The 14882-nt window shown below is 63.0% G+C and carries 16 protein-coding genes; 10 read left to right on the forward strand and 6 right to left on the reverse strand.

Annotation, left to right across the window (positions count from 1 at the left end; genetic code table 11):
* The first annotated feature begins 75 nt into the window (after positions 1-75).
* From PNAP_RS26850 to PNAP_RS26865, 5 genes are all read left to right on the forward strand, one after another.
* The gene (locus PNAP_RS26850; protein WP_157040232.1) at positions 76-279 is read left to right on the forward strand and encodes a hypothetical protein; all 204 of its coding nucleotides are present in this window, start codon (positions 76-78) and stop codon (positions 277-279) included.
* 3 nt (positions 280-282) lie between these two features.
* On the forward strand, positions 283-498 hold the full coding sequence (locus PNAP_RS26855; protein WP_157040233.1) for a hypothetical protein: 216 nt from the start codon (positions 283-285) through the stop codon (positions 496-498).
* A 328-nt stretch (positions 499-826) separates the two neighbouring features.
* A complete protein-coding gene (locus tag PNAP_RS26860; protein WP_157040234.1) occupies positions 827-1000 on the forward strand; it encodes a hypothetical protein in 174 nt (57 codons plus the stop codon).
* On the forward strand, positions 985-1317 hold the full coding sequence (locus PNAP_RS28405; protein WP_456299402.1) for a hypothetical protein: 333 nt from the start codon (positions 985-987) through the stop codon (positions 1315-1317). Before PNAP_RS26860 ends, PNAP_RS28405 begins: the two co-directional genes overlap by 16 nt.
* A gap of 311 nt (positions 1318-1628) precedes the next feature.
* Entirely contained in the window at positions 1629-1838 is a 210-nt protein-coding gene (locus tag PNAP_RS26865; RefSeq protein WP_157040235.1) for a hypothetical protein, read from the forward strand.
* A 10-nt stretch (positions 1839-1848) separates the two neighbouring features.
* On the opposite strand, the gene PNAP_RS07475 is transcribed toward PNAP_RS26865, so the two are convergent.
* From PNAP_RS07475 to PNAP_RS07485, 3 genes are all read right to left on the reverse strand, one after another.
* On the reverse strand, positions 1849-2751 hold the full coding sequence (locus PNAP_RS07475; RefSeq protein ID WP_011800897.1) for a sulfurtransferase: 903 nt from the start codon (positions 2749-2751) through the stop codon (positions 1849-1851).
* Between the two features lie 22 nt (positions 2752-2773).
* The gene (locus tag PNAP_RS07480) at positions 2774-3676 is read right to left on the reverse strand and encodes a DMT family transporter (RefSeq protein ID WP_011800898.1); all 903 of its coding nucleotides are present in this window, start codon (positions 3674-3676) and stop codon (positions 2774-2776) included.
* A gap of 106 nt (positions 3677-3782) precedes the next feature.
* Positions 3783-4901, reverse strand: a complete 1119-nt coding sequence (locus PNAP_RS07485) for an aromatic ring-hydroxylating oxygenase subunit alpha (RefSeq protein ID WP_011800899.1) — start codon at positions 4899-4901, stop codon at positions 3783-3785.
* Positions 4902-5188: 287 nt separating this feature from the next.
* Here PNAP_RS07485 and xseB point away from each other — a divergent pair, with 287 nt between their 5' ends.
* The 4 genes from xseB (at position 5189) to PNAP_RS07505 (ending at position 9633) form a co-directional block, all read left to right on the forward strand.
* Entirely contained in the window at positions 5189-5470 is a 282-nt protein-coding gene (gene xseB / locus PNAP_RS07490; protein WP_011800900.1) for an exodeoxyribonuclease VII small subunit, read from the forward strand.
* Between the two features lie 59 nt (positions 5471-5529).
* Positions 5530-6450, forward strand: coding sequence for a polyprenyl synthetase family protein (locus PNAP_RS07495; RefSeq protein ID WP_041376598.1), 921 nt, complete (start codon positions 5530-5532; stop codon positions 6448-6450).
* A gap of 37 nt (positions 6451-6487) precedes the next feature.
* Positions 6488-8398, forward strand: coding sequence for a 1-deoxy-D-xylulose-5-phosphate synthase (gene dxs, locus PNAP_RS07500; protein WP_011800902.1), 1911 nt, complete (start codon positions 6488-6490; stop codon positions 8396-8398).
* A gap of 152 nt (positions 8399-8550) precedes the next feature.
* On the forward strand, positions 8551-9633 hold the full coding sequence (locus PNAP_RS07505; protein ID WP_011800903.1) for a TRAP transporter substrate-binding protein: 1083 nt from the start codon (positions 8551-8553) through the stop codon (positions 9631-9633).
* Positions 9634-9699: 66 nt separating this feature from the next.
* Here the strand turns inward: PNAP_RS07505 and PNAP_RS07510 are convergent, their stop codons facing one another.
* From PNAP_RS07510 to selD, 3 genes are all read right to left on the reverse strand, one after another.
* Positions 9700-11502, reverse strand: a complete 1803-nt coding sequence (locus PNAP_RS07510) for a TRAP transporter large permease (RefSeq protein WP_011800904.1) — start codon at positions 11500-11502, stop codon at positions 9700-9702.
* Positions 11503-11517: 15 nt separating this feature from the next.
* Entirely contained in the window at positions 11518-12117 is a 600-nt protein-coding gene (locus PNAP_RS07515) for a TRAP transporter small permease subunit (protein WP_011800905.1), read from the reverse strand.
* A 187-nt stretch (positions 12118-12304) separates the two neighbouring features.
* Complete coding sequence (gene selD / locus PNAP_RS07520) at positions 12305-13387, reverse strand: selenide, water dikinase SelD (RefSeq protein ID WP_011800906.1); 1083 nt, start codon at positions 13385-13387, stop codon at positions 12305-12307.
* A 161-nt stretch (positions 13388-13548) separates the two neighbouring features.
* Between selD and senA the strand changes: the two genes are divergently transcribed.
* On the forward strand, positions 13549-14850 hold the full coding sequence (gene senA / locus PNAP_RS07525; RefSeq protein WP_011800907.1) for a selenoneine synthase SenA: 1302 nt from the start codon (positions 13549-13551) through the stop codon (positions 14848-14850).
* Positions 14851-14882 lie beyond the last annotated feature (32 nt).

A 14882-nucleotide genomic window follows, 5' to 3' on the forward strand; every position in this document is an offset into this window, starting at 1 on the left:
ATAAAAACCTTGCCAGCCTTGCACGACGATGGAGTCGGTCCCAGAATTGACAGCCGGAATGAAAGTAGGTACGCCATGGATTCGAACCTCGCCGCCGTTGCACCCGCAGAGCATTCATCGCTGTCCTTGCCACCGGGCGCCAGGCGCGCCCGTCAATCTGGAAGACTTCACCCACGGCTGGCATCCTGCCTGGCTTTCCTGGCGGCCGTGTTCGTTTCTTTGCTTGCAGCGGCTACCGTTGCCAGCCACGATGTGCCCTTGATGCTGGGAGGACTTTGAAAAATGACTGCTTCTGCTGATAACCGGGATTCGGGTGTGCCACCGGGTTTGGACTCGACCCGTAAAACCGCCAACGAGGAGCCCCCGCTGCTTCTGGAGCCCGATTTGCCCTCGGATGGCCGTGACGAGGACGGCGAAGCCATGATTCGCAACCTGCCCCAGCGGCCCGAACTTTCGGAGCCGCCCAGCCAGCCCGACTTATCCACCCAGAAACCCTGAAAGATCCCGATGGCCACCAATCCCAACGTACCCCCGCCAGAGCCGCTTGAGCCTTTGTCAACCCCTCCGGAACCTGGCGAGATCCAGACCACGCCGATGCCGATGGCGCTGAATTCTTGCGGTGCTTGAGGGCGCGTTCAGGAATCCATTTTCCCGGCGCGGCCGGAACCCGGCTGTTAGGAGTTTTCCCATGCTGATGGCGAATACTTCCTACAAGGTACAAGCCGTTGCGCTGCTTAAAGTCATGCTAGGCATTGCGCTTTTTATGACCCGTTTCAAGACCCATTTTTCCTAATCAGCCAGTTGCCGCGCATGCCAAGGATCTACCATGAACGATTACAAACCCGATGGCGAACATGAAGCCAAACCTTCCACGAACCGGCTGGAGCGGCCGGACAACGGATCGAAAAGCAGCCGTGGTTTTGGTCCCAGTTCCGGGGCTCACAAGGATAATCCGCACAAGCGGCAAAAGCTGACCCGCCATGCATGGCTGAAGCGTTGAAAAAAAGGGCGCTGGATGCGCCCTTTTTTATTGACTCGACCTTGGGGTCAGCGTTGCCTGCCGCTGTGATTCCCGCTGGCCTGGCCGCCTTTGCGACCGGCCGCACGGGCTTCCTCGGAGGTGAACTCATGGGCATTTCCGCTTTGGTGCGCGGCCTTGCCACCTTCGCTGGCGATTGCCCGTTGACGCTCGGGATTCATGGCCGCAAAACCGCGTTCGGATTTGCCTTTTTGATTGCCGCCACCTTTGCTGCCACCTTTGGTGCCTTGAGTGTTAGAAGCCATTTTTCACTGTCTCCTTCAGGAAGAACGCGTTGAAACCCTGGTTTCAAGGTTTGCATTCTGTGGGTTGAAAGTGACTGGCCCTATTGCCTGCCACGGTGTGAATTTAGGACTGTATTTCCAGCATTTTTGTCAGTATTAACACAGCAATGAATGTAGGACAAATGGAAGCAGCACGCCTCACCCGTCCCGCCGGAAGCCCGTGGCGGGCATTGAATGGCTGACGGGCACGCGAAAAATCCTTACAGCCCCTCAGGGATGTGTCTCATGCAACCAGCGGCCGGTGAACCCATAAATTGGCCTGTGGCTGACAGTCAGCCGCTCCCATCTTGAAAAGGAAAACCGATATGCACGCACCAACACTGAAAACGGGTATTGCCGTGGCGCTTGCTCTGGCTGCCGCACTGGCACTGGCTGGATGCAAAAAAGCCGCGGACACGACCAGCACCACGCCCGGGTCTTCCTCGACCAGTCCGTCAACCAGTCCGTCAACCGGTTCGACAGGCTCCATGGGCAGCGACACCGCCATGCCTCCCGCAAGCGCTGCCAGCCAGTAGCGGCGGCTGATCAGCCTTGCGCCATGGGGCGGTTCGCGTCGCTGCACCAGTCGCTCCAGCTGCCGGCATAAAGCGCCGTGCGGCCCAGGCCCGCGACTTCCATGGCGATCAGGTTGGGTACGGCACTGACACCGCTGCCGCAATGGTGGACCACCGTGGCCGGGTCGCGCTGGCCCAGCAAGGCGGAAAACTCGGCCCTCAATTGTTCGGCGGGCTTGAACGTGCCTTCGGGCGTCAGGTTTTGACTGAAAGGCCGGTTGAGCGCGCCCGGAATATGGCCGGCGACCGGGTCAAGCGGCTCGACCTCGCCCTTGAAGCGTGGCGTGGCCCGCGCATCGATCAGCGTCTGGCTGGGGCGACCCAGTTCAGCGGCGACTCTTTCTGCATCTACCAGCGCCGCCCGTTCAGGCCCGAGCAGGAAATTGGTCTGGAAATGTGCGGGCTCTTCGCCGCTGCTGAGCGCGCCGCCCGCCGCCTGCCAGGCCTGCAGCCCGCCGTCGAGCACGGCGACGTTTTCATGCCCCGCCCATTTGAGCATCCACCACAGGCGGCCGCAATAATTGGCGCCGTTGCGGTCATAGACCACAGCCTGCATCCCGTTGCCCATGCCGACGCTGGACAGCCAGGTGGCGAATTTTTCGCGGTTGGGCAGCGGATGGCGCCCGCCCGAGGCCGGTGCGTCGGCGCCGCTGGCCGTGATCACGCCATGCGCGCCGGGCACGCCATGCCGGGCGCTGAGCGCGGTTTCCAGATCGGCGTAAATGGCACCGGGAATATGCGCTGCCAGGTAGTGCTGCTCGCCCGCATGCGGCTGCATCAGCTCGAAGCTGCAGTCAAAGATGCGCAAGGGCTGGCCGCTTTGCATGAGCGCCTGCAGTTGTCCGGCCGAAATCAGGGTGGTGTAGTTGTTCATGGTGTGCTCCTTTGACGACGGTTCAATGTTCTTCAGCCGGCGCATCGGGCGCCGCGCGAGCCCGAAGCACCGTGGCGGCCACGGCGCTGACGATGATGAGCGCCATGCCGGCCCAGCCTGTCAGTGGAATATTGTCACCAAAAAGAATCAGGCTGTAGAGGGCGGCAAACACAATCCCCGAATACTGCAGGTTGGCCACCATCAGGGTTCCGCCATGGTGTTGCGACATTGAATAGGCGCGGGTCATGGCCAGTTGCCCGAGCGACGCCAGAATGCCGATGGGCGGCAGCCACAGGGCCTGCTGCCAGTTCCAGGCTGAAGTGCCGGTCAGCGCCATTCCGAGCGCGCCGGCGATGGCCGTGCCGACCGCAAAATAAAACACCGTGCGTATTTCGGGCTCGCCCATGCGCGAAATGGCCATCACCTGCATGTAGGCAAAGGCAGCGCCCAGCCCCGACAGCAGCCCCACCAGGCCGGCAAAGCTCTGGTTCTGGTCGATGGCCGGACGCAGCAGCATGACCACGCCGGCAAAACTGGCCAGGATGGCCAGCACCAGCGGACCCTGGCGCGGTCCCTTGTTGCCGGACTTGCCGAGCATGAGCGCGCCGCCCACCAGGAAAGCGGCAATCCACACGCCGCTCATGTAATTGAGCGTCATGGCGGTGGCCAGGGGCAAATGGGCAATCGCATAAAACCAGGCCGACAGCGACACCACGCCGATCACGCTGCGCCAGGCATGCATGGCCGGGTAAGCCGTGCGCAGGGACGTGCCGTGGACACGCGCATACAGCGCCATGAAGACAATGCTCACCACGCCCCGGTAAAACACCAGCTCGGCGCTGGTGAAGTGGGCGGAGGCGAATTTGACGCACACGCCCATGGAGGCAATCAGGAACGAGGACAGGATCATCCAGACGGCTTGCATCGCTTGAATTCCAGGTTTTCAGGTATTAAAAAGGCCTTTTGCGCAGGCAGGGCCTGCGTATTCAGCTATTGAATAAATAGCAAAAATGGCAGCGAGGACCGTCCCCTCAGATCATCTGAGTGGTTTTGCTGGCGCCCATTTCGCGGCGATACCACACATGAAAGTGCTGCATGCCGTCTTCCATCGGGCTCTGGTAGGGGCCGAATTCGTTGTCGCCGCGCTGCATCAGCGCCTTGCGGCCGGCGTCCATGCGCAGCGCCAGTTCGTCGTCCTCGACGCAGGTTTCCATGTAGGCGGCCTGCTGCGCCTGCATGAATTCGGGCTCGAAGGCGCAGATTTCCTCGGGGTAGAAGAATTCGACCACGTTGAGCGTCTTGTCCGGCCCCTGCGGATGCAGCGTGCTGACCACCAGTGTGTGCGGATACCACTCGACCATGATGTGCGGGTAGCAGGTCAGCCAGATCGCGCCGTACTTGGGCGGCGCGCCGTTGCGGTACTGCAGCACCACGTCATGCCACAACTTGTAAACATCGGTGCCCGGCTTGCCCAGCTTGTCGGACACGCCCACGGTCTGCACCGAATAGTTCGGCGCCAGTTCCCAACTCAGGTCGTCGGTGGTGACGAAGCCGCCCAGCCCGGGATGGAAGGGGCCGACGTGGTAGTCCTCCAGGTACACCTCGATGAAGGTTTTCCAGTTGTAGTTGCACTCGTGCAGGTGTACCTTGTCGAGCTGGTAGCCTGAAAAATCAAGGTCGGCCATGTGGCCCAGGCCGGCCATGTCGGCCGCGATGTCGCGGCCGTTGTCCTCGAACACCAGGCCGTTCCAGGTCGTGGTCTTGTAGCGGTTGAGGTTCAGGCAGGGATCGACTTCAAAGTGCGGCGCGCCGATCAGCTCGCCCGATGTGTTGTAGGTCCAGCGGTGCAGCGGGCAGACGATGTTGCTGCCGGTGTTCCCACGGCCGGAAAGCATGGTGGACTGGCGATGCCGGCAGACGTTGGAGATCAGCTCGATGCCCGAGGCGTTGCGCACCAGCGCGCGGCCGTCGCCCTCATGGGGCAGGGTGTAGTAGTCGCCCAGGTTGGGAACGGCCAGTTCGTGGCCGAGGTAGCGCGGGCCGCGCGCAAACAATTTTTGCTGCTCGCGCTGGTAAAGGCCGGCATCGAAATAGCTGGAAATGGGGAGCTGGCTGGTGGCTTGCAACAGGCGAAGGCTTTTATCAGGCATCAATATCTCTCAACAGGCCAGCGCAGCCAAAGGGCGTGGCAGGCCTGTAAACAAGCCAGGTGAACAGGCAAACTGCAATGCAACCCAGAAATAAGGAAATGTCGGGTGTATCCATCAAAAAACGGTGAAAAACGCCGACATGAGAACGGTTATCAATTCTACCCGTGCCGTTTGTTTTCAGAGTCCACACGGGGGTCACAGGATAATGCAGCCTGACTCCCTCGTATTGGCGCCAGCATTCAAATTCGTTGTAACCATCCTAAAATCAATCTTTTTACCAATCATTCATGGCCAAAAGCTCCGCTTCATCACTTTCATCGGCCAAGCCTGTTGCCGCAGGCCCTGACGCATCGGCGCCGGCCTTGCCCGTCAGCTACGAAGCCGCGCTGCAGGAACTTGAAGGTCTGGTGAGCCGCCTGGAGTCCGGCCAGTTGCCGCTGGACCAGTTGCTGGCCGGCTACCAGCGCGGCGCGCAATTGCTGAAGTTTTGCCGTGACAGGCTCGAAGCGGTTGAAACCCAGATCAAGGTGCTCGAAGGCACCGAACTCAAACCCTGGCTGCAAGCGTGATTGCATCAATTTCCCCGTCATCAACGCCGCCGCCGCCCCCAGCGCAAGAGACCACTGATTTGAACGCTCCTGAAAAAATCTCCCTGTTTGACCTGCGCGCCTGGAGCGCCGGGCAACTCGCCGCCATCGAGCGCGCCCTGTCCTGCTGGGTCGCCAGCCCGGATGAGGCGCCCGCGCCTGCCGGGCTCTGCGATGCCATGCGCTATGCCGTGCTCGATGGCGGCAAGCGCCTGCGTCCGCTGCTGGTCATGGCCGCCTGCGCTGCGGTCAATGGCGATGCCGCAACCGCTTTGCGCCCGGCCTGCGCGATTGAGCTGATTCACGCCTATTCGCTGGTCCATGACGACATGCCCTGCATGGACAACGACGTGCTGCGCCGGGGCAAGCCGACCGTTCACGTCCAGTACGGCGAGGCGCAGGCGCTGCTGGCCGGCGATGCGCTGCAGGCGCTGGCCTTTGAACTGCTCACGCCCGGCGATGATTCGGTCGATGCCCCGACCCAGGCGCGCCTGTGCCGCCTGCTGGCGCAGGCAGCGGGTTACCAGGGCATGGCCGGCGGCCAGGCGATTGACCTGGCCAGCGTCGGCTTGCCTTTGACCTCGGCGCAGCTGCACGAGATGCACCGCCTCAAGACCGGCGCGCTGCTGCAGGCCAGCGTGATGATGGGCGCGGCCTGCGGAGCGGCTTCGCCCACGGCGCTGGCGGCGCTGCGCGACTACGGTGCGGCTATCGGCCTGGCGTTCCAGGTGGTCGATGACATCCTGGACGTGACGGCCGACGCGGCCACGCTGGGCAAGACCGCCGGCAAGGATGCCGCCCAGGACAAACCCACCTTTGTCTCGCTCATGGGGCTGCAGGCCTCCCGGGCCTACGCGCAGCAGTTGCACGCGCAAGCCCTGGCCAGCCTGCGGGCCAGCGGGCTTGAAAACACCCAGGCCCTGCAGGCGCTGGCCGACATGCTGGTCAATCGCCAGCACTAGGCCGGTTCCGGCCCCGTCATAAAAGAAATACACCACGATGTACTCATTGCTTGAAACCATCAACAGCCCCGCCGACCTGCGGCGCCTTCCCCGCGCCCAGCTCAAGGCGTTGGCCGACGAACTGCGCGCCTATGTGATCGACAGCGTTTCCCAGACCGGCGGCCACCTGAGTTCCAACCTGGGCACGGTCGAGCTGACCGTGGCGCTGCACTATGTCTTCAACACGCCCGACGACCGGCTGGTCTGGGACGTGGGCCACCAGACATACCCGCACAAAATCCTGACCGGCCGGCGCGAACGCATGGGCACGCTGCGCCAGCTCGGCGGGCTGTCGGGCTTTCCGCGCCGCGACGAGAGCGAATACGACACCTTTGGCACGGCACATTCATCGACCTCGATTTCGGCGGCGCTCGGCATGGCGCTGGCCGCCGAATTCAAGGGCGAAAACCGCAATGCGGTGGCCGTCATCGGCGACGGCTCGATGAGCGCCGGCATGGCGTTCGAGGCCCTGAACAACGCCGGCGTGCATGACCACTGCAAGCTGCTGGTGGTGCTCAATGACAACGACATGAGCATCAGCCCGCCCGTGGGCGCGCTGAACCGCCACCTGGCGCAGCTGATGAGCGGGCGCTTCTATGCCTCGGCCCGGCATGTCGGCAAGAAGGTGCTGCAAGTGGCGCCACCGCTGTTAGAGCTGGCCCGGCGCCTCGAATCCCATGCCAAGGGCATGGTGGTGCCGGCTGCGGTGTTCGAGAGTTTTGGTTTCAACTACATCGGCCCGATTGACGGCCACGACCTGGAGTCGCTGATTCCCACGCTGGAAAACATCCGGCACCTGATGGCCACCGGCGCGGGGCCGCAGTTTTTGCATGTCGTGACCAAGAAGGGCCAGGGCTACAAGCTGGCCGAAGCCGACCCGATTGCCTACCACGGCCCCGGCAAGTTCGACCCGTCCATGGGCCTGCAGAAATCCAGCGCCCCGGCCAAGCAGACCTTCACCCAGGTGTTTGGCCGCTGGCTGTGCGACATGGCCGAGCACGACCCGCGCCTGGTCGGCATCACGCCGGCCATGCGCGAAGGCTCGGGCATGGTCGAATTCCACAAGCGCTTTCCCAAGCGCTACCACGATGTCGGCATTGCCGAGCAGCACGCGGTGACCTTTGCCGCCGGCATGGCCTGCGAAGGCTTGAAGCCGGTGCTGGCGATTTACTCGACCTTCCTGCAGCGCGGCTACGACCAGCTGATTCACGACGTGGCGCTGCAGAACCTGCCGGTGGTGTTTGCGCTGGACCGCGCCGGCCTGGTCGGCGCCGATGGTGCGACGCATGCCGGCGCCTACGACATTCCCTATCTGCGCTGCATTCCCAACATGGGCATTGCCTGCCCGGCCGATGAAAACGAATGCCGCAAGCTGCTGACCACGGCCTTCGAGCAGGATTCGCCGGTCGCCGTGCGCTATCCGCGCGGTGCCGGCGCGGGTGTCGAGCCCGAGGCCGGCCTGAAGTCGCTGCCTTTCGGCAAGGGCGAGATTCGCCGCGAAGGCAGCGGCATTGCCATCCTGGCCTTCGGTACGCTGCTCTACCCGGCGCTGCAGGCGGCTGAAAAACTCGGCGCAACCGTGGTCAACATGCGCTGGGCCAAGCCGCTCGACACCGAACTGCTGCTGAAGGTGGCGGCCGGCCATGAGGTGCTGGTCACGCTGGAAGAGGGCGCCATCATGGGCGGCGCGGGCAGTGCCGTCGGTGAAGCGCTGCAGGCCGCCGGCGTGGTCAAGCCGCTGCTGCAGCTGGGCCTGAAGGACGAGTTCATCGAGCATGGCGAGGTGGCCGTCCTGCTGGCCTTGCAGGGGCTGGACGCTGCCGGCATCGAGGCCGCTGTGCGCAGCCGTTTTGGCAGCTTCAAGTCCACCGATCCGCTGGCCAAGGTCATGCTCAAGTCGGTGGCCTGAGCCGGTCCACCGGCCTGTGGTGTGAACTTTTCCAGCTTGCGCTACGGGTAAGAACGGGGCAGCGGGCTGGACAAAGCTGACAAAATGCAAAGGCGCCGTGACTTGCGGCCAGGCCAAACAAGCAATCGTTAACCTTTCAAAAGAGAGTATTCATGGATCGTCGATCACTCATCAAAAACGCCGGCATTGCCGGTGTGCTGGCTGCCGGCATCGCGCCTGCGGTGCATGCCCAGGCTGCTGTCCGCTGGCGCCTGGCGTCGAGCTTTCCAAAATCGCTCGACACCATTTTTGGCAGTGCCGAGATGTTTGCCAAGACGGTCAAGGCCCTGTCGGGCGGCAAGTTTGAAGTGTCGGTGCATGCCGGCGGCGAGTTGATGCCTGCGTTCGGCGTGGTCGATGCGCTGCAAAACGGCACCGTCGAGATGGCGCAGACCGCGCCTTACTATTTCACCGGGAAAGACCCGATCTTTGCCTTCGGCTGCGCCGTGCCTTTCGGCCTGACCGCGCGCCAGATGGATGCCTGGATGGAGCATGGCAACGGCCGCAAGCTGATGGATGCGTTCTACGCCAAGTACAACATCAAGAGCCGCAGCGCCGGCAACACCGGCACCCAGATGGGCGGCTGGTACCGCAAGGAGATCAAGAGCGTGGCCGATTTGAAGGGCCTGAAAATGCGCATGGGCGGCGGCCTGTTCGGCGAAGCCATGCAAAAGCTCGGCGTCGTGGCCCAGAACATGCCCGCCGGCGAGGTCTATCAGGCGCTTGAAAAAGGCACGCTGGACGCGACCGAGTTCGTCGGCCCTTACGACGACGAAAAGCTCGGCTTCAACAAGGTCGCGCCTTTTTATTACTACCCCGGCTGGTGGGAAGGCGGCGCCGAGCTGGAATTCTTCATCAACACCAAGGCCTATGCCGCCTTGACGCCCGAGTTCCAGGCGATTGTCGATGCGGCTACGACGGTCGCGGCGCGCGACATGACGGCCAAGTACGACGCGGTCAACCCGATTGCCCTGAAGCGCCTGGTGGCGGCCAAGACCCAGCTCAAGCCTTTTCCCAAGGAAATCATGGACGCGGGCTTCAAGGCGTCGATGGAAGTGTTTGCCGCGCACGAAGCCAAGTCGCCTGAATTCAAGAAAATCCACCAGGACATGCGCGCCTTCCAGCGCGACCAGTTGCTGTGGGCGCGCTTCTCGGAATTCCGTTTTGACAGCTACCTGACCGGCGCCAAGCTGTAAACTATAAAAATGATAGCTGCCTGCGCATACGGGACGTGCGCAGGAGCCATTTTTCATCAAATAAACCTATTTTTTCGCGTCCGGAGCCGCGCCTTCCGCAGGCTTGAACAGGTCTTTGTCATCGACCGCAGGCGGCTCGATCGCTTCGGGCTCGGGCATCAGGCCGGCGCCTGAGCCAGGCTGGGCGCCGGCGCCGTAGGCATCTTGCGCCGATTCCGACTTGTTGACATCGGCCTCCATCTGCAGGCGGATCTGTTCCATGTCCACCGCCTTGGGCTTGTCGAGTTCGCCCGACACAATGCCCGGGAAGGCGATGATGAGGCCCACCATGATGATCTGCATCAGCACGAAAGGCACCGCGCCCCAATAGATCTGCATGGTCGTGACCGGCTGGATCAGCTGCCTGGTCACCCGGTCGGTATAGGGCAGCGTAGGCGCCACGCTGCGCAGGTAAAACAGCGCAAAGCCGAAGGGCGGGTGCATGAACGAGGTCTGCATGTTGACCGCCAGCAGCACCCCGAACCAGATCAGGTCGATGCCCAGGCTCTGCGCCACCGGCGCCAGCAGCGGCACGACGATGAAGGACAGCTCGAAGAAGTCCAGGAAAAAGGCCAGGAAGAAGATCATGATGTTCACCACGATCAGAAAACCGATCTGCCCGCCGGGCAGGCTGGTCAGCAAATGCTCGACCCAGCGCGGGCCGTCAATGCCCTGGAACACCAGGCTGAAAATGGTCGATCCGATCAAGATGAACACCACGAAGCACGACAGCTTGGTGGTCGTGTTGAGCGCCTGCCTGAGCAAAGGCAGGCTCAGGCGGCCGCGCACCAGCGCCATGATCAGTGCGCCCAGCGCGCCCATGGCGCCGCCCTCGGTCGGCGTGGCCACGCCCAGAAAGATGGTTCCCAGCACCAGAAAGATCAGCAGCAGCGGCGGAATCAGCACAAAGGTCACGCGCTCGGCCATGCGCGACAGCAGGCCAAGGCGCGTCGCCTTGTTGATGACCGCCATCACGAAGGCCAGCATGACGCCCACGCACAGCGACACGACGATGGTTTCGTCTTTCGGCACCGTGGTCACCGGTTGGCCGCTCCACCAGGTGTGAACGTCGGCAATGTGCTGGCCGAAAAAGATGGCCGCGCCGGCCGAGACAAGGGTCAGCAGCAGCAGCGAAGGCGTGCCGCTGGAGCCGCTGGGTTCGCGAAAGACGCGTGCCTCAAGCGGCAGCGCCGGCACCCATGTGGGTTTGAAGATGGCCAGCAGCATCACGTAGCCGGCGTACATGCCCGTCAGCATGAAGCCCGGCAAAAACGCGCCCTTGTACATGTCGCCGACGCTGCGGCCCAGCTGGTCGGCCAGGATGATCAGCACCAGCGACGGCGGAATGATCTGCGCTAGCGTGCCGGACGCGGCAATCACGCCCGAGGCAATGCGCCGGTCGTAGCCGTAGCGCAGCATGATGGGCAGCGAGATCAGGCCCATCGAGATCACCGACGCCGCCACCACGCCGGTCGTGGCCGCCAGCAGCGCGCCGACAAAGATCACCGCCAGCGCCAGGCCGCCGCGAACCGGGCCGAACAGCTGGCCAATCGTGTCGAGCAAGTCCTCGGCCATGCCGCTGCGCTCCAGGATCAGCCCCATCAAGGTAAAGAAGGGAATCGCCAGCAGCGTGTCGTTCTGCATGATGCCGAACAGGCGCAGCGGCAGCGCCTGGATCAGCGCTTCGGGCAGCAGGCCGAGTTCAATGCCGACGAAGCCGAAGAAAATGCCGCAGGCGCCCAGGCTGAACGCCACCGGAAAGCCCATCAGCAAAAAGACGATGAGGCCCGCGAACATGATCGGGGCAAAGTTGTGAGTCAAAAATTCCACATTGTTCTCCGGGGATCAGCGGGCGCTGGTTTTTGACTCGGCGAGCCGGCTGATCGCTTCGGCCAGTTCTTCTTCGCTGGTTTTTTCAACCCGCTTGAGCGTCGGGTCGTCAATCAGCCCCTGGAGAAAGGCGAAGCGCTTGATCAGTTCCGACCAGCCCTGCAGCATCAGCAGCGTGAAACCCAGCGGAATCATGGCGTACACCGGCCAGCGGATCAGGCCGCCGGCATTCGACGACGTTTCGCCCGAGCGCAGGCCCTGGAGGAAAAACGGAATGCCGTACCAGAGCACGGCCAGGCAGATCGGCGTCAAAAAGAAGGTGAATCCGATGATGTCCACCCAGATCTGCCCGCGCTTGGACAGGCGGCTGGACACCACATCGATGCGCACATGCTCGTTGTTCAGCAGCGTGTAGCCTGCCGCAAGCAGGAAGGAGGCGGCAAACAGATACCACTGCACTTCCAGGTAGGCGTTTGAACTCATGTTGAACAGCTTGCGAATGATGGCATTGACGCCGCTGATGACGGTGGAGGCCAGGATCAGCCAGATGGCGTATTTGCCGACCTGGGTGTTCAGCCAGTCCACGGCTTTTGAAAATTTAAGCAAGGCGTGCAATTTTTGTCTCCGGGGTAAAGGACATGCGCACAAATCTCGTCCGCAGGACAGGGTTGGGTCCAGCGGACGATGCTTGGCGTGAGTGGGCGATTGTAGGAACAACTATAGAGACGGCTGCGGGTTGCCGCGACGGTGTATTCCCGCAGCCTTGCCCGGGGTCAGCAGGCCGGCAAGGTCATCGGAATGATCAGGAAACGCTCACGCCGCTGCCTTCGGCCATGTCGCCAATCTGGCGCGCCGCGTCAAAGCCGTGGCTTTTAAAACAGGCCAGCACGGCGTCAGCCGCCTCGGGCGCGCAGGCCACCAGCAGGCCGCCGCTGGTTTGCGGGTCGCTCAGCAGGGCCTGGTGCGCCGGGCTGATGCCGGCGGGCAGCGAGACTTGCGCGCCGTAGCTGTCCCAGTTGCGCCCCGAGGCGCCGGTGACCATGCCTTGCGCCGCGAGTTCGAGCACGCCGGGCAGCAGCGGAATCCGGTCGAGCTGAAGCTGCATCTTGAGATGGGCGCCGCGCGCCAGTTCCAGCCCGTGGCCGAGCAGGCCGAAGCCGGTCACGTCGGTCATGGCATGCACCGTCTCCATTTTTGACAACTCGATGCCGGGCTTGTTCAGCTGCGTGGTGACGGTAATCATTTGCGCATAGCCTTCGGCGCTCAGGGCTTCCTTTTTCAGCGCGGCCGACAAGATGCCGACGCCCAGCGGCTTGCCCAGGATCAGCACATCGCCGGCCCTGGCGCCCGAGTTTTTCTTGACCCGCGAAGGGTGGACCAGGCCCAGCACGACCAGGCCGTAGATCGGTTCGACCGAGTCAATCGTGTGGCCGCCCGCTATCGGGATGCCGGCATCGCGGCACACGTCCTGGCCGCCGCGCAGGATCAAGCCGATGGTTTCCAGCGGCAGCACGTTGACCGGCATGCCGACCAGCGCCAGCGCCATGATGGGCGTGCCGCCCATGGCGTACACGTCGCTGATGGCGTTGGTCGCGGCGATGCGGCCGAAGTCATACGGGTCATCGACGATGGGCATGAAAAAGTCGGTGGTGGCAATCAAGGCCTGCTCGTCGTTGAGCTGGTAAACCGCTGCGTCGTCGGCGGTTTCGATGCCGACCAGCAACTGGGGAGGAATCGGCAGGTTGCTGGAATTCTTCAGGATTTCGCTCAGCACGCCGGGCGCGATCTTGCAGCCGCAGCCGCCGCCGTGCGACAGGCTGGTCAGGCGGGGCGTGAGGATTGATGCAGGCAGGCGGGGGGAGGGGGAAGTAGCGGACGCGTTCATCCGTCAAGTTTAGAACACGGCGGTTTCAAGGCGATGGCGGGACGGGTTTCACCGTGTAAAAGGATTGATTTTTGCCACGCGGCGGCCATGCCTTGCTATGCTTGGAATCTTCATCGCCCGCCAGATCACCCTGTTTTCAGGATATTTCCAGGACACTTGTTGTGGCTACAGAACCCTTCCCCTCTTCATCTTCCTCCCCGGCCGCCGACAGCCCGAAGCTGATCGACTCCCCGCTGATGAGGCGCGCAGGCCCCGAGTTGCTGTCGCTGGCGCTGATGGATGCGCGCAACCACACGCTGCACCTGTTTGGCCAGTACCAAAATACGCTGGAGGCGGGGAACTTCAAGGTGCCCCAGATGCCGGCGCTGAACCCGCCGCTGTGGATGCTCGGCCATGTGGGCTGGTTCCAGGAACGCTGGATTGGCCGCAACCTGCAGCGGGCGCTGGGCAGCCGCTGCGAGCCCGGCCACTCCCGGCTGGCGTCGATGGAGCCGAACGCAGACCGCTGGTGGGATCCGGGCCAGGTGCCCCATGACAGGCGCTGGACGCTGGACCTGCCGGACATGGGCGACTGCCGTGCGTATCTGCTCGAGACGCTGGAAAGCACGCTCGAATTGCTGGAAAAGGCCGGCACCGATGACGATGCCCTGTACTTTTACCGGCTGAGCCTGTTTCACGAAGACCTGCAGGACGAAGCCCTGACCTGCATGGCGCAGACCCTGGGCCTGCCGCTGGACAAGCCTCTGCAAACCGCGTTCACGCCGTCGCCGATGGTGCTGCGCGAGCCGATGCTGGTTCCGGCCACGACCTGGCGCATGGGCAGCGCGTCAGGCGCCGGGGCCGGGTTTGCGTTTGACAACGAACAGCAGGTGCATGCCATCAGCGTGCCCGAGTTTGAGATCGACGCCCAGGCCGTGACCTGGTCGCAGTACGTCGAGTTTGTCGCCGATGGCGCTTATGACCAGCCGGCGTTCTGGCATCCCGACGGCTGGCAATGGCTGCAGGCGCTGGCGGCAGTCGAGGGCCGGCGCGGCCCGCGCTACGTGGAGCAGATCGGCATCGGCAGCGGCGCCGTCATCCAGACCCGTTTTGGCCAGCCCATGCGCATGCAGGGCACGCAGCCGGCGATGCACCTGAGCTGGTGGGAAGCCGACGCCTGGTGCCGCTGGGCCGGGCGCCGCCTGCCGGCCGAGGTGGAGTGGGAGGTGGCCGCGCACACGGCGGCGCGCCGGGGCTTTCGCTGGGGCGATGTGTGGGAATGGATGGGCACGACCTTCAGGCCGTATCCGGGCTTTGCGCCCGACCCCTGGCGGGCGTATTCGGAGCCTTCGTTTGGCACGCACAAGGTGCTGCGCGGCGCGTCGTTTGCCACCCGGGCGCGGCTGAAACATCCCAATTTCCGGAATTTTTACCGGCCGGAGCGGGATGACATCTTTTGTGGATTCAGGTCTTGTGCGCTATGAAAATGATAGCTATTGGTGCTTGCTGGGTTGAC

Origin of the sequence: Polaromonas naphthalenivorans CJ2 (assembly GCF_000015505.1) — a bacterium.
In the GTDB taxonomy this organism is placed as follows: Bacteria; Pseudomonadota; Gammaproteobacteria; order Burkholderiales; family Burkholderiaceae_C; genus Polaromonas; species Polaromonas naphthalenivorans.